This window comes from Mycobacterium sp. 1164966.3 (genome assembly GCF_001665395.1).
In the GTDB taxonomy this organism is placed as follows: Bacteria; Actinomycetota; Actinomycetes; order Mycobacteriales; family Mycobacteriaceae; genus Mycobacterium.
Genome location: NZ_LZSG01000062.1, coordinates 206782 through 223700, shown reverse-complemented (window position 1 = coordinate 223700; position 16919 = coordinate 206782). Strand labels below are relative to the sequence as shown.

17 protein-coding genes and 1 pseudogene are annotated in these 16919 nt (G+C 63.3%); 11 read left to right on the top strand and 7 right to left on the bottom strand.

Going from position 1 to position 16919, the window contains the following annotated elements:
* Positions 1-15 precede the first annotated feature (15 nt).
* From A9W99_RS22200 to A9W99_RS22190, 3 genes are read right to left on the bottom strand one after another with little or no spacing between them, the layout of a single operon-like run.
* The gene (locus A9W99_RS22200; RefSeq protein ID WP_067383291.1) at positions 16-636 is read right to left on the bottom strand and encodes a PaaI family thioesterase; all 621 of its coding nucleotides are present in this window, start codon (positions 634-636) and stop codon (positions 16-18) included.
* Positions 633-1250 carry an isochorismatase family protein gene (locus A9W99_RS22195; protein ID WP_067383288.1) on the bottom strand — a complete coding sequence of 206 codons (618 nt, stop codon included), beginning with the start codon at positions 1248-1250 and terminating at the stop codon, positions 633-635. Before A9W99_RS22195 ends, A9W99_RS22200 begins: the two co-directional genes overlap by 4 nt.
* Complete coding sequence (locus tag A9W99_RS22190; protein ID WP_067383286.1) at positions 1247-2254, bottom strand: Rieske 2Fe-2S domain-containing protein; 1008 nt, start codon at positions 2252-2254, stop codon at positions 1247-1249. The genes A9W99_RS22195 and A9W99_RS22190 overlap by 4 nt, the downstream gene beginning before the upstream one ends.
* Before the next feature lie 196 nt (positions 2255-2450).
* Between A9W99_RS22190 and A9W99_RS22185 the strand changes: the two genes are divergently transcribed.
* Genes A9W99_RS22185 through A9W99_RS22175 form a run of 3 tightly spaced genes read left to right on the top strand, consistent with a single transcriptional unit; the run spans position 2451 to position 5001 of the window.
* A complete protein-coding gene (locus A9W99_RS22185; protein ID WP_067383283.1) occupies positions 2451-3584 on the top strand; it encodes a PHB depolymerase family esterase in 1134 nt (377 codons plus the stop codon).
* Positions 3581-3961 carry a nuclear transport factor 2 family protein gene (locus tag A9W99_RS22180; protein ID WP_067383280.1) on the top strand — a complete coding sequence of 127 codons (381 nt, stop codon included), beginning with the start codon at positions 3581-3583 and terminating at the stop codon, positions 3959-3961. The genes A9W99_RS22185 and A9W99_RS22180 overlap by 4 nt, the downstream gene beginning before the upstream one ends.
* A complete protein-coding gene (locus A9W99_RS22175) occupies positions 3958-5001 on the top strand; it encodes a TIGR03857 family LLM class F420-dependent oxidoreductase (protein ID WP_067383276.1) in 1044 nt (347 codons plus the stop codon). Before A9W99_RS22180 ends, A9W99_RS22175 begins: the two co-directional genes overlap by 4 nt.
* Before the next feature lie 105 nt (positions 5002-5106).
* Here the strand turns inward: A9W99_RS22175 and A9W99_RS22170 are convergent, their stop codons facing one another.
* A complete protein-coding gene (locus A9W99_RS22170; protein WP_253870233.1) occupies positions 5107-6303 on the bottom strand; it encodes a cytochrome P450 in 1197 nt (398 codons plus the stop codon).
* An 82-nt stretch (positions 6304-6385) separates the two neighbouring features.
* Between A9W99_RS22170 and A9W99_RS22165 the strand changes: the two genes are divergently transcribed.
* Complete coding sequence (locus A9W99_RS22165; RefSeq protein ID WP_067383271.1) at positions 6386-7156, top strand: SDR family NAD(P)-dependent oxidoreductase; 771 nt, start codon at positions 6386-6388, stop codon at positions 7154-7156.
* 27 nt (positions 7157-7183) lie between these two features.
* Here the strand turns inward: A9W99_RS22165 and A9W99_RS22160 are convergent, their stop codons facing one another.
* The gene (locus tag A9W99_RS22160) at positions 7184-7747 is read right to left on the bottom strand and encodes a nuclear transport factor 2 family protein (RefSeq protein ID WP_067383267.1); all 564 of its coding nucleotides are present in this window, start codon (positions 7745-7747) and stop codon (positions 7184-7186) included.
* A 126-nt stretch (positions 7748-7873) separates the two neighbouring features.
* Here A9W99_RS22160 and A9W99_RS22155 point away from each other — a divergent pair, with 126 nt between their 5' ends.
* The 4 genes and pseudogenes from A9W99_RS22155 to A9W99_RS22140 all read left to right on the top strand — a co-directional run bounded on the left by A9W99_RS22155 (position 7874) and on the right by A9W99_RS22140 (position 11284).
* Positions 7874-8512, top strand: coding sequence for a TetR/AcrR family transcriptional regulator (locus A9W99_RS22155; RefSeq protein WP_067383264.1), 639 nt, complete (start codon positions 7874-7876; stop codon positions 8510-8512).
* Between the two features lie 118 nt (positions 8513-8630).
* Entirely contained in the window at positions 8631-9377 is a 747-nt protein-coding gene (locus tag A9W99_RS22150) for an SDR family NAD(P)-dependent oxidoreductase (RefSeq protein WP_067383260.1), read from the top strand.
* Between the two features lie 16 nt (positions 9378-9393).
* Entirely contained in the window at positions 9394-10257 is an 864-nt protein-coding gene (locus A9W99_RS22145; protein ID WP_067383258.1) for an SDR family NAD(P)-dependent oxidoreductase, read from the top strand.
* A 191-nt stretch (positions 10258-10448) separates the two neighbouring features.
* Positions 10449-11284 (top strand): annotated as a pseudogene (locus tag A9W99_RS22140) (SDR family oxidoreductase).
* A gap of 24 nt (positions 11285-11308) precedes the next feature.
* Here A9W99_RS22140 and A9W99_RS22135 read toward each other — a convergent pair.
* Positions 11309-12817 carry an acyl-CoA carboxylase subunit beta gene (locus tag A9W99_RS22135; RefSeq protein ID WP_067383254.1) on the bottom strand — a complete coding sequence of 503 codons (1509 nt, stop codon included), beginning with the start codon at positions 12815-12817 and terminating at the stop codon, positions 11309-11311.
* A gap of 398 nt (positions 12818-13215) precedes the next feature.
* On the opposite strand from A9W99_RS22135, the gene A9W99_RS22130 reads away from it, so the two are divergent.
* Together A9W99_RS22130 and A9W99_RS22125 are read left to right on the top strand one after the other, a co-directional pair.
* A complete protein-coding gene (locus tag A9W99_RS22130; RefSeq protein WP_067383251.1) occupies positions 13216-14238 on the top strand; it encodes an LLM class F420-dependent oxidoreductase in 1023 nt (340 codons plus the stop codon).
* Positions 14239-14249: 11 nt separating this feature from the next.
* Positions 14250-15470, top strand: a complete 1221-nt coding sequence (locus A9W99_RS22125) for a cytochrome P450 (RefSeq protein ID WP_067383750.1) — start codon at positions 14250-14252, stop codon at positions 15468-15470.
* A gap of 10 nt (positions 15471-15480) precedes the next feature.
* On the opposite strand, the gene A9W99_RS22120 is transcribed toward A9W99_RS22125, so the two are convergent.
* Entirely contained in the window at positions 15481-15897 is a 417-nt protein-coding gene (locus A9W99_RS22120) for a nuclear transport factor 2 family protein (protein WP_067383247.1), read from the bottom strand.
* A 118-nt stretch (positions 15898-16015) separates the two neighbouring features.
* Here A9W99_RS22120 and A9W99_RS22115 point away from each other — a divergent pair, with 118 nt between their 5' ends.
* A complete protein-coding gene (locus A9W99_RS22115; protein WP_067383244.1) occupies positions 16016-16840 on the top strand; it encodes an SDR family NAD(P)-dependent oxidoreductase in 825 nt (274 codons plus the stop codon).
* The last annotated feature ends 79 nt before the right edge of the window (positions 16841-16919 follow it).

Below are 16919 nucleotides of genomic sequence, written 5' to 3'. Positions count from 1 at the left end.
CGTCTGCTCGTCACATTACGGTTGGTGGGGTAGTAGGCGGACCATCAGGCCGTGGGCTTCGGTGAGCAAGGTTCCGTCGGCCGAGGTCATGTTCGCGCCGATGAAGATCTTCCTGCCGTCGACCTCGGTGATGCGCCCCTGGGCGGTCAGCGGCTCATCGATCGGTGTGATGCTGCGATAGTCGACGTGCAGGAACCCGGTGCGGGTCGGCGGGCAATCCGCGCTGGAGACGACCATGCCGAACAGCCAGTCGTAGAACAGCGGGATCATGCCGCCGTGCACGGCCTGGTTGCCGCCCACGTGAGAACGGGTGAACTGGCCCTGCATCCTCACGCCGTCGGGACCGGCTTGGGTGAGGGTCCACGGCGGCAGTAGGGGATGGGCCAGCCCGGGCAGCTCGAGCACACGGCCGGCCGGCGCATGCGTTTCCGGGACCTGATGGCCGTCCAGCAACGCGCAGGCATTCTCGACCTGCCGGGCCGCCGTGGCCCACACCGAACTGTCCGGGTTGGTGGAGACGGTCAGATCCTGCAGGCGGCGCATGGCGGCGACGAACCGGCCCAGCTCGGCAGGAGCTTCGTCGACCGGCCTGATCTGCGGAAACCCACCACGCGTTTCCGGTGCTGTGTCGGTCATAACGCCTTCCAAGCCTGGAGCAGATCGTCGGTTGTGGTGATCGTGGCCAGCAGCGACAGCGAATTTGCGACCACCGCAGCACCGTACTCGGCCGGTACGCCTGCGACGACATCACGCGGCACGATCACGCGATACGCGGCGTTGACCGCGTCCATCACGACATTGGGGATCGCGATGTTGAGCGAGACACCCACCACGACAACGGTGGACACTCCTAGGTTCCGCAGCACCGCATCCAAATCGGTACCGCCCATCGGCCCGATTCCGTGCCATCTCCTCAGGACCAGATCGGTTGGTGCAGGCCCCAATTCGGGCAGTAGATCAGCTCCGGGCGTGCCCGGCGCGATATCGACGCCGTCTCCGATCGCGAAAATTTTGGCGTTGTGGTTCGATCCGAGCCCGTCGGGCCGGCGCTGCACCAAGCAGTGCACGATATGCACCCCTGCCGCCCGCGCCGCCGGCAGTAGCCGCACGATGTTGGGCAGGGCGACGCGGCGGGCTTCCTCGGCCAGCAGCGCCAGCCCGGCATTCGGGCCGATGACCGCGCCCTGGCATTCCTGGGTGACGACGGCGGTGTGTTCGGGTGCCGCGAGTTCGGCAAGTCGCGCGCTCATGATGTGGCGGCCGCGGGCGGCACATCGTAGAACTGCGTCGCCCACTTACGCAGCGCCATATAGCCTTTCGCGTCGACCTTGGACAGCGGCGGACGCTCCACGTACTTCTGGTAACGCCAGATTTGCAGATCGTCGAAGACGGTGGACAGAAATTGCTGTTCGATCAGTTCGCGTAGCTTGCCGTCGGGCACCGCGGCGGTGTCGCCGGGGGTTCGCGGCCACCAGATCGAATAAAACAGGTCCGAGCACTCATCGTCGACCGGTGTGCACGTGAAAATCAGCCGATGATTCTGCGCGCCTTCGAAGACGCTGATCGCTCCGCCGAGACCGAATAAATGGCTGTGGAATCGCAACGCGAGATCGTCGGGGTCGTCGCTATGCGCGTCGGGCCACCCCGCGACGAATTGCCATTCGTGGTCGACGATCTTCCAGTCCAGCACTCTGGGCGTCACGGTGGCGTGGTGAACGTACTCGAAATGTGCGCTGTCGGGAGCGTTCTCCGCGACGATCTGTGGATGCACCGGCTCGCGCTCCGCTCGCCGGGAGAATTCCGGATATGCCCGGTAGTACGCCGCCGGGTCGGTCTCGAACTGCGGGAATTTGCGGAAGATGTCCGGCATCTGCCACTGCGGTTCCTTGCCGTCGGGATGATGCCAGACGAATACGCAGTCGTATTGCTCTCGGACCGGGAACACCCGCAGGGTCAGCGCGCGGTTGGGCCGGTCCGGTTGGTAGGGAATGTATCGGTTGGTGCCGTCGGGGCCCCATCGCCACCCGTGGAAGGGGCACTGGACGCAGTCGCCGACGACCCTGCCGCCCTGGCCGATGTGCGCGCCGAGGTGTTTGCAGTGTGCTTCCAGTACGTGCAGTTCACCGGAGTCGTCCCGGTAGGCGACCAGATCTTCGCCGAAGTACCGCAGCGGCCGCACCTCGCCGACCGGAAACTCGGGCGACCACCCGACCATGAACCACCCGGTGACCTTCCAGGTGAACGGGACTTTCACAGCTCCGCCTCCATCGTCAGGCTGATACTAAATCCGTTACAGTATAGATTTCAGCTGGACGTCCACCTTACCGCAAGGAGCTTGATGACCGGGGAACACGTGCGGCTGCCGGCAGCCGGGCGGCGGGAGACGCACCGGTCCGAACCGTCGGAGAGGGTGGGCTACACCGGATTCACGTTGGCATAGGAGAGCAGGAATGTCGTGGATAACCAGAGGTCCGGGCATCGCGCGTGATCTGGGCCGCGAGATGACCCGAGTGGTGCCGCGCACGCTGGCCGGTCTCAACGAATCAACCGGATGGGTCGCGGCGTCCCCACGCGGAGTGCGCCAGTTCGGCGAAGTAATGCTGGATGAGCTTGTCCTGAGCGGCTTTTCGGTGCTGGGCGGGCGCCCTGTCGCGTTGCGGCCGCTACATGAGTGCACGGGGGCGGCCGACGAGTTGGCGGCGCTGGGCATCGACGGCGCACATCGTGATCCGGCGCCGTTGCGGGTGCGCTCGGTGCGACGGCGGCGCGTGGGCGGTCTGGCGTACGAACGGATGACTTTCGAGCATGACCCGGCACTGCCCCAGACGCTGGAAGCCGAACGCCTTGGTGGACCGGCGCGGGCGGTGGTACACCTGTGCCGGCACCTCGACGGCCCGCGACCATGGCTGGTATGGGTGCACGGTGCCGGTCAGGGCGGTCCAGAAGACCTGCTGCTCAGTCGAATCGGACGCCTCCATCACGGTCTGGGATTCAACGTCGCGCTGCCCATCCAGCCGGGCCACGGCAGCCGGCGCGGCCAGTGGCCGCGCTATCCGGATATGGATCCGCTGGGCAATGTCGCGGGCATGATGCGGGCGGTGTCCGAGGTGCGCGCCGTCGTGCGATGGGTACGACCGCAGGCGACTGCCGTTGTGGTAGCCGGTATTTCGATGGGCACGCCGGTGGCCGCGCTGGTGTCGCACTTGGAGCGCGAGGTCGACGCCGTTGCCCTGTATACGCCAATCCTCGGGCTCAATGCGATGATCGCGCGACACCTGGGCCGCTGGGGGGCGTCTCGCGATGGGTACCGGGAGCTGCTCGAGTCGGCCGCGGTCTCGAAGCTGACTTCGGTGATCGATCCGCTTCAGGTGGATCCGGCGCCGCCGCCAAGTCGTCGACTGATCGTCGGGGCCTGGCATGACCGGATGGCGATGCGCGAACCGGCGATCGCGCTGCACGAGCGCATCGGCGGCGAGCTGTACTGGTATGACGGAGGCCATGTCGGTCACGTGTTCTCCCGGCGCGTGCTGAAGGTCACCGAGCGGTTTCTGCGTCGGGTCGCTGAGGAGGTAAAGGTGTCATGACAGCGACGTGGACAGCGCGCGAAGTGGTCGAACTGTACAACCTGGTGGTGTGGAATGAACGCAATCTGGATCTGGCCCGGGAGTTGTTCGCCGACACCGTCATCCGCCACGAGGTCGGCGAGGCGCACACGTTGACCCATGCCCAGGCGGTCCAACGGGTGGCGGACGTGTGGGACCTCTTCGACTCGCTTCGCTTCGACCTGAACATCGTGATCGACGGTGACGACGGCGAGCACGTCGCGATCGTCTATGACTCGACCATGACCGCCAGCGACGGCACGAAGACCAATGTCGCCAGCATCGAGGTGTTCCGGGTGGTGGAGGGCAAGATCACCGAGGTCTGGAATTGCGGCTACAAGCAAGGAGTTTGGAATTGAGCGATCGCACACTCGACGAGCTGGGCTACTACCTGCTGGCCGGCGCCGGCGGGGAAGGCCCCGCGACGTTGATGGACGAGGCTCGTCGTGGTGAGGAGCTGGGCTTCGGCACCGCGTTCATCTCCGAACGGTGGAATGTCAAGGAAGCATCCTCCCTTGTCGGCGCCGCCTGCGCGGTCACCAGCCGCATGCAAATCGCCACTGCCGCAACCAATCACAACACCCGCCATCCATTGATCATCGGATCGTGGGCGACCACGATGCACCGGCTCTCCGGCGGCCGGTTCACGTTGGGCATCGGCCGGGGCATCGCAGCGGTTTACGGGGCATTCGGCATACCGGCGGTAACGACCGCGCAGATGGAGGATTGGGCCCAGGTCATGCGCCGTCTCTGGCACGGCGAGGTGATCTTCAATCACGACGGCCCGATGGGTAAATACCCGGTCTTGTTTCTAGATCGGGATTTCGACGAAGATATTCGGTTGGCGCTGGTGGCCTTCGGGCCGAACACGCTGGCACTCGGCGGCCGGGTGTTCGACGACGTGATCCTGCACACCTACTTCACGCCGGATACCTTGCGGCGCTGCGTGGAAACCGTCAAGTCGGCCGCGGAGAAGGCCGGCCGCGATCCGGACAGCGTGCGGGTGTGGTCCTGCTTCGCTACCGTCGGCGATCATCTTCCGGAGCAGTTGCGACTGAAGAAGACCGTCGCGCGGCTGGCCACCTATCTGCAGGGGTACGGCGATTTGATGGTGCACACCAATAGTTGGGATCCCACTGTCCTGCAACGGTTCCGGGAAGACCCAGTGGTGACGTCGATCCCCGGTGGGATCGATCACAAGGCCACGCCTGAGCAGATCGAGCACATCGCGACCCTGATTCCCGACGAGTGGCTCGAGCCGTCGGCGACCGGATCGGCTCAGCAGTGCGTCGAACGCATCCGGCGCGAGTTCGACTACGGCGCCGACGCGGTGATCATGCATGGCGCGACACCGGATGAACTCGAGCCGATCGTCGCGGCGTACCGTGGCGCCGACTGACGCCGCGAGCGTGCGCAAAATGCAGCGCCACCACGGCGTGTCGTGTACAACCACGCACCCTCGCGGGCGGTTCGGACTTGATGTGCAGTCTGCTCGCGAGCCTCGTTACTGTGAGCCGACTTTCGCGGGCATGCTGTCCCACCCGCGCACGGTGGATGTGCGTGACCGCCGGGCACCGTTGAGATCTACCTGCCACTCCGGGAATCGCTTGAGGATCTCTTCGAGCGCCACCCGACCCTCTAGTCGGGCCAGCGGAGCGCCGATGCAGAAGTGGGCTCCGCGACCGAAGGTCAGATGTCCGCCAGGTTTGCGACGAATGTCAAACCGATCGGGCTCCTGGAAATGGCGTTCGTCCCGATTGGCTGAGGCCAGCATGACGAGCAATGCGCCGCCGGCCGGTAGGGTCTGACCCTGGAACTGGACATCTTCGGCTGCGACGTATCGAGCGACATGTGGCCCGGGCGGTTCGAATCGGAGAAGCTCTTCGATCGCAACCGGAATGAGGGAGTGATCGTCGACGAGTTCCTTGCGCTGATCGGGGTGCTCGGCCAAGACCTTACCCATCCAGCCGAATAGTCGGCCCGTGGTTTCGACTCCTGCGCCTGCGATGACGGCCAAGAAGATCAACAGTTCCTGTTTGGTCAGGTGGCGCCTTGTGCCGGTTTCGTCCTCGAATTCGACGTTGAGCAGTTCGGTGATCAGGTCGTCAGACGGATTCTCCTCGCGCCAAGCAACGTAGTCGGCGAACATGTCACCGTCGAAGTAGTGGTTCTTATCCACCGGCAGAGGTTTACCTGGCTCGTTTTGCAGGACGCGGTGCGCCCGGGTGCGCACCGAAGGTTGATCGGCGTCCGGGATTCCGGCGAGCATGCCGATGGTGCGCATCGGTAGTTCGCGGCCCAAGTCCAGTACGAAGTCGAAGCTATCTGCATCGGCCAGGGAATCGAGGCAGGCTATGCAAAGGGCGCGCACCTTCTTTTCTAATGCCCGCATCTTCTTCGGCATGAAGGCCCGCGACACCAATGCGCGATGAATCGTGTGTACTGGCGGGTCTTCATTGATGAATACTCCCGGCGGCATCGCCGGATCGGTCTTTACCACCTCCAGGATGTCGCCCTTAGCAGAGCTCAGTCTGTTTGGATCTTTGAGGGCGGTCTGGACGTCCGCGTACCGGCTCACTGCCCAGAAGTCATGGCGTTCGTTGTAGTAGAGGGGGGCCTCGTCGCGTAGTCGTCGGTAGACCGGGTAGGGGTCGAGATCAATTTTCACATCCCAGGGGTCGTAATACAGATCCTGCCTCAACGTCCCTCCTCGTGCGTTACGTACGACCATACAGCATTTGCTGTACGATCGTACAGGCGTGCCGTGAACGGAGGAATAGTCAGTGAGCGATCGGTTCTCTCTCGAAGGGCGAGTGGCTGTGATCACGGGTGGTGGCACTGGGATTGGTCGAGGCTCAGCATTGGTGCTTGCCGAGTACGGAGCCGATGTGGTGCTCGGGGGTCGACGTCCCGACCCTCTTGAATCCACTGCGGAGGAGGCCCACGCGCTCGGACGACGGGCGCTAGCGGTATCCACAGACGTCACCTGTGCTAAGGAGTGCCAGAAGCTCATCGACGCAACGCTGCAGGAGTTCGGCCGGATTGACATTCTTGTGAACTGCGCAGGCGGTGCGGAAACAAAGTCGATATCGAAGTGGGCCGACGATGACTTTGAGCGCACACTGGCCCTGAATTTCGGTGCCGTCTGGCATCTCTCGCGTGCAGCGGTGAAGCCGATGCTTGAGCAGGGCAGGGGTGCCATCGTCAACATCTCGTCTGGAGCGAGCCTGCTGGCGATGCCGCAGGCCGCGCCCTATGCCGCGGCCAAGGCCGCGGTCAACAACCTGACCGGGTCGATGGCGGCCGCGTGGGGACGCAGGGGCATCCGCGTCAATGCGATCGCTGTAGGAGCTGTACGAGCCGCCACTCTGATGGACGATGCTGCCCGCCATGGCGTCGACCCTGAGGCGGTCGCCATGACCAACGGCGTGGGACGCCTTGGTGAGCCCGACGAAATTGGCTACGGGGTACTATTTTTCGCCTCCGATGCTTCGAGCTTTTGTTCCGGACAGACACTGTATATGCACGGCGCTCCTGGCCCGGCGGGCGTCTGACGACCGGCCGTCACATCGTGTCGCCATCTACCAGCGGTTCGGGGCCGCCGCATCAATTGTCAATGGTCGTACGTAGGACAAGTCGTGCCGGTCACGAGTACCGACGACGTAACCCTGCTCCTTGAAATAGCTGGACTGCAACACACCGGCATCGGCTAGGAACATGCCCTCGACGGTCGAGCGACGGACCACGATGCGCCACTGACCATCTCGCCGTTCCAGCCGATCCAAGTAGCGTCCGGTAATGAACTGCGCGGTGCTCTCGTCGGACCCGATGAGCACGACGATGGCATAACTCTCGGCATGGGCTGTGTCGCCCTCGATTTCGCAGCAGTGCGTCGTGATGTTGTGGGTATGCACGCGGGAAGTCTGGGCGTGAGTCTTGTTGGCCCACTTCCCATAATCTGGCCCCGAGTTGACGGCAAAGCCATGCTCGTCTATACCGTCATTGTGGTAGGCCGACCTGATGAGGTCCACGTCATGGCGGTCGCAGCCCCGCGCGTGGCGCGCAATGCAGTCGAGGATTGCCGTCCGATCGAGTAGGTATTGGACGTCGCGGCGCAGCAGAGTGAGGTCGGTGTCGGCGGTCATGAGGCTCCTGATCATCGGTGCGCCACGTCTGGCGAAACAAGGCAACGACGCACAAGTATGACACTATACGTGTGTACAGCATATGGCGAATGTGAGAATGGTTTCAACCGGACCAGTGAGGGGACCATGGCATCAGCACCCAGACGCGTTGGCGCAGAAACATCCCTTACACGCGATGTGCTTCTCGATTGCGTCGAGAAGATGATGCTGGAGGAGGGCTATCCCAGCGTGAGCTATCGGGCGTTGGCGGCCAAAGCCGGGGTTACACCGAGTTTGGTGCAGTATTACTTCCCGTCGCTTGACGACATCTTCCTAGCCTCCATCCAGCGGTACTCGCAACGGAACCTCGCGGTGTTGGCCAAGGCACTCGAAGCCCGTTCCGACGATCCGTTGCATGCGTTGTGGGACTTCAGCTGGGACGAGGCGACCGGCGCCCTCATGACCGAGTTCCTGGCTTTGGGTAACCACCGGAAGTCGATTCAGTCCGCCATCGCCGATGTCACCGATCAAATACGTGCGATCGAAGTTGACGCGCTTGCAAGAAAATTCGGCAAGGGCGCACGCCTGAACGGTTTGTCACTGAGCGCAGTCGCGCTTCTCGTGACGGGTATACCGAAATTCCTCAATCTCGAGGAGGGCGTCGGCGTCGATGCCGCGCACGGCGAAGTGATCAAAGCCATCGAAAAGCATCTGGGCTCCTTTGAGACGCGCTCCACACGCGGCACGCGGAGGCAGCGGCCGCAGCCGCGTCGGTCAGCGCGATGACTTCCTCCGGTCGGGCCGGCTCTCGGCGCCCGAGCGGTTACCGCTGAGCTCAACTTTGCTGTACAGTCGTACAGGGACGATGCAGTACGGCCGTATAGCAGGAAGGGTATCCGTGAGTATGACGAGTCGGGTAGCGGTGGTCACCGGCGGTGGATCCGGCGTGGGGCAAGCAATCGCGGCCCATCTTGCTCAAGATGGGCGTCGAGTTGCCGTCTTGGACTGCAATGGCGAAGCGGCGGACAAAGTAGTCGGCCAGCTACGCGTCGACGGCCGCGACGCGCTGGGTGTACAGGTCGACGTTTCCGATCCGGACGCCGTTGCCAGGGCGTTCAAAGTAGTACGAGATACGTTGGGCCCGACCGAGATTCTGGTGACGAGCGCTGCGATCGCGAGCTTCACACCCTTCCATCGGATCACGCTCGAGGAGTGGAATCGCTACCTCGCGGTGAACTTGACGGGTACGTTTCTGTGCCTACAGGCAGCGTTGCCGGACATGACGTCGGCGAAATGGGGCCGGATCGTGACTATCTCGTCAGCGGCCGGTCAGAAAGGAGCGGTCGGCCAGGGCCATTACTCCGCCTCTAAAGGTGGCGTTATCGCGCTCACCAAGGCGGTGGCACAAGAGTACGCATCGCGGGGAATCACCATCAACACCATTCCGCCGTTCGTCATCGACTCTCCGATGCTGCGGGAGCAGCAATCCGCCAAGAAGCTGCCGTCGGCGGAAGTACTGGCGAAGGCCATTCCAGCAGGACGAATCGGCACGGGCGAGGACGTCGCCGCGTTGTGCGCTTTTTTGTGCTCGGAGTCATCGGGTTATGTCACCGGACAGGTCATCGGAGTGAATGGCGGAGCAGTTCTGTAGAGGAAGTAGGCCATTGATGCCGAATACGAGCAGGGTCGCCGTGGTCACCGGCGCCAGTCGAGGAGCGGGCGCAGGCATAGCACGGGCGCTCGGCGCCCACGGCTACACGGTCTATGTCACCGGCCGCACCGAGAAGGCGGGTGAATCCCAACTTCCCGGCACGATCTATGAGACGGCCGATCAGGTCGATGCACTGGGTGGCAGGGGCATTGCGGTAAGGGTCGATCATGCCGACGACGACCAGGTGAGGGATCTCTTTGAGCGCATCGGCAGCGAGTACGGAAAGATTGACGTGCTGGTCAACAACGCGGCAATCATCCGCAACGAGATGATGGGCCGAACGAAGTTTTGGGAGGAACCCCTAAACGTGATCGACACCCTTACTGTGGGCCTGCGCAGCAGCTACGTTGCCACAACGTTCGCGGTGCCGTTGATGTTGCCGCAGCGCAGAGGGTTGGTCGTCTTCACGTCATCGTCGGGAGCGGTGCACTACGCGTTTGGACCGGCATACGGTGTTCCGAAAGCAGGCACCGACAAGATGGCGGCGGACATGGCGATTGACTTCAAAGGCACTGGCATCGCTGCGGTTTCGATATGGATGGGGTCATTGTTAACTCAGCGCGTGCGCGACATCGTGGCACGGAATCCGGAGAAACTGGGCCACATTTTCGACACTGCCGAGACTCCGGAGTTCACCGGCCATGTCATTTCGCGCCTCTACGACGACCCGAACCTCGATGGCTTGAGCGGTCAGACGCTCATCGCTGCCGAGCTGGCCGTCAAGTATGGGATCAAAGATGAAGGGTTGCGACAACCGCCGTCATACCGTGACCTTCATGGCGTGTATCCCCATTCCCAGTTCGCCTACGTCATGCGATGACAGGTGCGGCCGAGCTTGGCGAGCAGACGCAAAAGCACCCATTTCGCCACGAAACAGGGTACTTTTGCGTCTGCTCGCCATTCAACCGGACGGGCCGAGTGGCGGACCAGGGACGTGACTATCAGCGGCGATATCCGCTATGGCGCAAGGTTTCTCGACATAGTGGTGTGAAGGCGAAGACAGGAGCGGTTATGTCGCAGTACTTGACCGGCAAGGTCATTATCGTGACCGGCGCAGCCAGCGGCTTCGGCAACTGATCTCGGAGAAGTGCGCTGCCGGTGGGGCGAAGGTGGTCGGCGTGGACGTCAACGCCGACAGCCTCAACGAGGTCTTCGAGGGCATGCGCGCCGCCGGGTTGGCAGGCAGCGCCCATGCCGCAGACGTCACGGACATGGCCCAGCTCAAGGCGGCCGCCCAACATGCCGTTGACACTTACGGCGCAATCGACGTGATCGTGAACAACGCAGGCGTCATGCCGCTGGCGTTCTTCGCCGACCACGAACGTGCCTGGGAGAAATGGCACAAGGCGATCGATATCAATATCAAAGGGGTCGTGAACGGCATCTCGGCCGTCTACGACACCATGATCCAGCAGGGCCGCGGCCAAGTCGTCAACATCTCGTCCATCTACGGCAACGCCGGGACCGAAGGCTCGGGCGTCTACAGCGCGACGAAGGCGGCGGTCGATGTGCTCTCCGATTCGTTGCGGATCGAGGCCCAGGGCAAGATCAAGGTGACCACGATCAAGCCGACCGGGGTGCTCGGGACCAATCTCGCCAGCGGCGTCGTCAACGAAATGGCGGCCATCGGCATTGTCGGGCAGAAGGCCGGGCAGTTTTTCGAGAACGTCGGCAACTTGCAGAACAATGCTCTTCGACCCGAGCAGACGGACATCGACTCTATGCAGTACTGGCTTATCACGCCGGACGACTTGGCAAACGCGGTGGTGCACGTGATCGACCAGCCCTGGGGGATCAACATCAGCGACGTCACGATACGCGCAAGCGGCGAGGACTACGTGTACTGAAAGGCGCTACTCGGCAGAGAAACGTCAGGGAATGATGACGGTGCGGGTCACCGGTTCGGCGACTGCTTGCCGGCTGGACAGGCCCCGCTCCAGGGACGCGAGCAGCGCGTCCCGGGTTTCGCGAGGGTCGATGAGCTCGTCGAAACCCAAATGCTCGGCCGACCGAAACGACGCCTGCAGCTCGGCGTTGCGCAGCTTGGCGGAAAGGTCTTCGCCCGCGTGCGACGCGCGGGTAAGCGCCGCGGCGCTCATGGCTCCCATGGTGGCACCCGGATACGCGAATGTTGCTGACTGGTGGTCGAATCCGAGCAACGACATGACCATCGAGCCGAAGCCGTACGCCTTACGCAGCGTCAAATGCAGCTTGATCGTCGTCGAGGCCGTCTGCGCGGCGAACATCCTTGCGCCGCTGCGCAATACGCCTTCGCGTTCGGAGCGGCTGCCGGGCAGCATCCCAGGGTTGTCGGCCAGGAAGACGATCGGAAGGTGGAACGAGTCGGCCACCATGATGAAATGCGCAGCCTTGTCGGCGGCGTCGGCGTCGATGGACCCGGCCAGCACCTGCGGTTGATTAGCCACCACCGCGACCGGGTGCCCGCCGAGATGTGCGAGCGCGCAGATGATCGCCCTGCCGAACCGCGGCTGCACCTCGAACCAGTCCGGATCGTCGAACACCACATCGAGCACCCGGCGCATGTCGTAGACCCGCCGGTTGTCACGCGAGACGATCTCCAGCAACTCCGGCGTCGGCCGCGGGCCGGTCGTCGCATCCCCTGGTGCCGAAGGGGAGCGCTCCGGCGGGTACGACCAGGCGCTGGGCGGGAAATACGACAGATAGCGCCGAATGTCGTCGAGCACGGCTTCGTCGTCCTCGGCGAAATTGTGGATCACCCCGCTGGGGAGTGAGACATCCGGTCCGCCGAGATCCTCTTTCGAGATCTCCTCGCCGGTGGACTCTTTCACCACGGGCGGCCCGGCGGTGAAGATGGCGCCGTGGCTGCTCATGATTCGGAAGTCGCACACCGGCGCCACCAGGGCGCCGTGTCCAGCCGACGGTCCGAGCACCGCGGCGACCGTGGGAACGCGGCCCGAGCACTGCGTCTGGGCGAGCAGATCAGTGGGCGTGCGCCCGTAATGCCCGCCGGTCGGGCGAAACCCGGCACCGTCGAGCAGCATGATCAGCGGCACCCGGTCACGGACCGCGAGCTCCGCGAGGCGGTAGCGCTTGGAGTTGCCGCCCGGCCCGATGCTGCCGGCCAGCGTGGTGAAGTCCTCGGCGCCCACCATCACCGGAACCCCGTTGATACGGCCGGATCCGGTGACGATCGCGTCGGCCGCAATCTCGCCGCCGACAAGCGTGCCCAGTTCGCGGAAGGTGCCCGGATCGAGGAGTCGTTCGATGCGCGCGCGAGCGTCGAGTTTTCCCTTGCCGCGATGCTTGTCGAGCCGTTCGGGGCCGCCCATGCCCCGCGCGTGCTCACGGCGGAGGGCGAGGTCTGAGAGCGTCTCCTCCCAATCCGGGAATTTGGCCATCAGAGCGTCCCAAAGGGACCGGCGGCTAGAGCCGTTGGGGGAACCGGGGCAATTGGCGCTCTGTGACGGAGTTTGTCGTTGCTCACTGCTAGCGTTCCCTTTGGGATTGGACTGGTCCTTCGTGCAGCGTCGGGAGACGCACCGCAGAAAAGAATCTGAGCTGAGTGAAGGCCATGAAGCTGCTGGCTTCAGCCATCAGAGATGTCACTGCTTCCGTCCTCACTCGCACGGGGGCGTCGTTACATACTGAATTGCTTACTGTAGCGTTTACGCGCGGTCGGCGAACCACCGGCCGCACACAAACGACACGAGCGCGGACGTTGACCCTACCGAATCGCTTACTGTAACTTTTACCCCATGGTGCATGGGTGCGTAGTGCTGCGCAGGCGCGCCCCCAGATGAGCACCATGTCCGGCCTCAAGATCGACGGGAACATCCCCAACACACTGGCCCGGGTCACCGAAGCGGCCAAAGCCCTGGAAGAACACGGCTACGACGGGGGCTGGACCGCCGAAACCAGTCACGACCCGTTTCTGCCGTTACTGCTGGCCGCCGAGCACACTTCGCGGCTCGAATTGGGCACCAACATCGCGGTGGCATTCGCGCGCAACCCGATGATCGTCGCCAACATCGGCTGGGATCTGCAGACGTACTCCCAGGGGCGGTTCATCCTCGGTCTGGGAACCCAAATTCAGCCGCATATCGAGAAGCGATTCAGTATGCCGTGGAGCCATCCGGCACGGCGGATGCGCGAATTCGTCGCTGCGCTGCAGGCGATCTGGTCCGCGTGGCGGGACGGTACCAAGCTGAGGTTCGAGGGCGAGTTCTATACCCACAAGATCATGACGCCGATGTTCACCCCAGAGCCGCAACCATATCCCGCCCCGAAGGTCTTCATCGCCGCCGTCGGTACGGCGATGACCGAGATGTGCGGCGAAGTCGCCGACGGACACCTCGGTCACCCGATGATCTCGAAGCGGTACCTCGATGAGGTGACGCTGCCCGCGCTGGAACGCGGCCTGGCGCGTTCCGGCCGCGCTCGCAACGACTTCGAGGTGTCGGCCGAGGTGATGGTGGCGACCGGGGAAAACGACGCCGAGTTGGCTAGCGCCATCGCCGCCACCCGCAAGCAGATCGCTTTCTACGGATCGACACCTGCTTACCGCCGGGTGCTCGAGTTGCACGGCTGGGGTGGCCTGCAAGATGAATTGCACCGGCTCTCGCTGCAAGGTGAGTGGGACGCCATGGGCGCACTCATCGACGATGACGTGCTGGCCGCATTCGCCGTGGTCGGCCCGGCCGACTCGGTCGCCACCGCGCTACGCAGCCGGTGCGCGGGCGCGGCCGACCGGGTGCAGCCGATCTTCTACGGCACGTCGCAGGACTGTATTGCCGCTGTAGTGAAGGAGTTTCGCCAGTGAGCGCACCGACGGTGGACGAAGCCGCCAAGTTGTTGGCGGACCCATTGACCTACACCGACGAAACGCGGTTGCATGCGGCGCTGACCCACCTGCGCGCCAACGCTCCGGTGTCGTGGGTCGACGTGCCGAACTACCGGCCGTTCTGGGCGATCACCAAGCAATCCGACATCATGGATATCGAACGCGACAACATGCTGTTCACGAACTGGCCGCGTCCCGTCCTCACCACCATCGAGGGGGACAAGCAGGCGGCCGCGTTGGGCGTGCGCACGCTGATCCACCTCGACGATCCCCAGCACCGGGTGGTGCGCGCAATCGGCGCGGACTGGTTTCGCCCGAAGGCGATGCGGGCGTTGAAGGTTCGCGTCGACGAGCTGGCAAAGATCTACGTGGACAAGATGGCGACCGCCGGCCCCGAATGCGATTTCGTTCAACAGGTCGCGGTGAATTACCCACTCTACGTGATCATGTCGCTGCTGGGTCTGCCCGAGGACGACTTTCCGCGGATGCTCAAGCTTACCCAAGAGTTGTTCGGCAGCGACGACACCGAGTTCAAACGCGGAACCACCGTGCAAGACCAGCTGCCCGTGTTGCTTGACGTGTTCCAGTATTTCAACGACGTGACCGCATCGCGCCGCGAGCACCCGACCGAGGACCTTGCGTCGGCGATAGCCAACGCCCGCATCGACGGTGAGCCGTTGTCCGATATCGAGACCGTGTCCTACTACCTCATCGTGGCCACCGCCGGTCACGACACCACCAGCGCGACCATCTCGGGCGGGCTACACGCATTGATCGAGAATCCGGACCAGCTCGCCCGTCTGCGTGACGATCCAGGCCTCATGCCGCAGGCTACCGAGGAGATGATCCGCTGGGTCACCCCGGTGAAGCAGTTCATGCGCACCGCAGCCGAGGACACCGTCGTGCGCGGAATACCCATCGCCGCAGGCCAATCCGTGCTGCTGTCGTATGTTTCGGCCAACCGTGACGAAGACGTCTTCGAGGATCCGTTCCGCTTCGACGTCGGGCGCGATCCCAACAAACATCTGGCATTCGGCTACGGTGTGCACTTCTGCATGGGCGCCGCGCTGGCCCGCATGGAAGTGCACAGCTTCTTTTCCGAGCTGCTTCCCCGGCTGAAATCCATCGAGCTGACGGGCGACCCGCAGTTCGTTGCGACGACGTTCGTGGGCGGCCTCAAACACCTGCCGGTGCGCTACACGTTCGCGTGAAAACGGCTGTCTATCCGAAAAGTGCAGTAGCAATCAGATGGGTGTCGCAGTACTCTCGCCAATGCGTCACTTTCCCGTCAGCGAACCGGAACAGCCAGGAATAGACGTTGGCATACTTCGTCCCGCTCAGCGCCGTAGCGTCCGACTCGCCGAAGAGCACGACGTAGTCGCCCTCGCTCACGGCGAGCTCATAACTGAAGTGAAAGCCGTCTTTGGTGAAGCCTGGGATGTTGCCCACAAAGCTGAGAAATGCCTCTCTGTCGAAATCGGTCGGCATGGGCTCGCCCGTGGGGAGGTTGATCGTGGCGCGGCGCATCGACTTGAAGGTGAAGTCTTCGCTGATCATCGCTTCCACCTTCGCGGCATCACCGTGCTCTGCCGCGCGCAGCAGATCTTTTGCGATCTGCTTGTGTTGAGCGTTCGTCATGCTGGCTCCTTTCGCGGCGTGCCCATGTCGTCATCGGAGCATAAGCGCACGCCCTGCACCCATACCGTGGAGCGGTGTGGCGGAGGCCATAGACTCCCCGAGGGAGGACTGCAGTGCTATGACCGCTAAGACGATTGTCATCACCGGCGCCAGTGACGGTATCGGCGCCGCGGCCGCTCGGCGGTTACATCAGCGTGGCGACAACGTCGTCGTGATCGGCCGGTCGGAAAGTAAGACGGCCGCGGTGGCCGCGGAACTGGACGCCGATCATTTCGTGGTCGATTTTGCCGACCTGTCGCAGGTTCGGGCTCTGGCGCAAAAGCTCAATTCGCAGTATCCGCGAATCGATGTGTTGCTCAACAACGCGGGCGGTATGGGCACCAAGATCCACCTGACACCTGACGGTTACGAACACACATATCAGGTCAACTATCTGGCGCCGTTTCTGCTCACCACCCAGCTGATGGATCTGCTGCTCGAATCCCGCGCCACCGTCGTCAACACGACCAGCTCGTCGCACCTCGTGGTCTTCCGGGGCGGCGTCGACGCTCTGGAGAACACAGCACGGCGCCGGCCCAGCACCGCGTATGCACTGTCGAAGCTGGCTGTCGTCTTGTTCACCAAGGAATTGCATCGGCGCTACGGTGACAGGATCGCGGCTGCGACGGTTCATCCTGGTTATGTCGATTCCAACTTCGGCCCGGCGTCGGGGTCGCGATTCCTCGCGTTCATGAGGAAATACACACCCGTGGACCGGTTTACCGCGAGCTCTGACGAAGGTGCCGAGCAGCTGGTCTGGCTGGCGTCAAGCAAGCCCGGCGTGGATTGGACACCCGGCGAATACTATTCGCGGCACAAGATCGCCAGGGCCAACCGTCTGGCCAAGAATTCCAGGCTGACCGCCCAGTTGTGGGAGAGCACGCTGGACAAAATCGTTACCTGACTGGTGCGGGTGCGCCGAACGTGTTCTGAGGGCGCGAATCTGGCGATTTTTCCGCCCTGGAAGCACGCTCGGCGCGCGA

Coding starts and splice junctions, on each gene's coding strand:
- A9W99_RS22200 (WP_067383291.1), bottom strand. CDS start 636: ATGACCGACACAGCACCGGAAACGCGTGGTGGGTTTCCGCAGATCAGG.
- A9W99_RS22195 (WP_067383288.1), bottom strand. CDS start 1,250: ATGAGCGCGCGACTTGCCGAACTCGCGGCACCCGAACACACCGCCGTC.
- A9W99_RS22185 (WP_067383283.1), top strand. CDS start 2,451: ATGTCGTGGATAACCAGAGGTCCGGGCATCGCGCGTGATCTGGGCCGC.
- A9W99_RS22180 (WP_067383280.1), top strand. CDS start 3,581: ATGACAGCGACGTGGACAGCGCGCGAAGTGGTCGAACTGTACAACCTG.
- A9W99_RS22160 (WP_067383267.1), bottom strand. CDS start 7,747: ATGACCGCCGACACCGACCTCACTCTGCTGCGCCGCGACGTCCAATAC.
- A9W99_RS22155 (WP_067383264.1), top strand. CDS start 7,874: ATGGCATCAGCACCCAGACGCGTTGGCGCAGAAACATCCCTTACACGC.
- A9W99_RS22150 (WP_067383260.1), top strand. CDS start 8,631: ATGACGAGTCGGGTAGCGGTGGTCACCGGCGGTGGATCCGGCGTGGGG.
- A9W99_RS22145 (WP_067383258.1), top strand. CDS start 9,394: ATGCCGAATACGAGCAGGGTCGCCGTGGTCACCGGCGCCAGTCGAGGA.
- A9W99_RS22135 (WP_067383254.1), bottom strand. CDS start 12,817: ATGGCCAAATTCCCGGATTGGGAGGAGACGCTCTCAGACCTCGCCCTC.
- A9W99_RS22130 (WP_067383251.1), top strand. CDS start 13,216: ATGAGCACCATGTCCGGCCTCAAGATCGACGGGAACATCCCCAACACA.
- A9W99_RS22120 (WP_067383247.1), bottom strand. CDS start 15,897: ATGACGAACGCTCAACACAAGCAGATCGCAAAAGATCTGCTGCGCGCG.
- A9W99_RS22115 (WP_067383244.1), top strand. CDS start 16,016: ATGACCGCTAAGACGATTGTCATCACCGGCGCCAGTGACGGTATCGGC.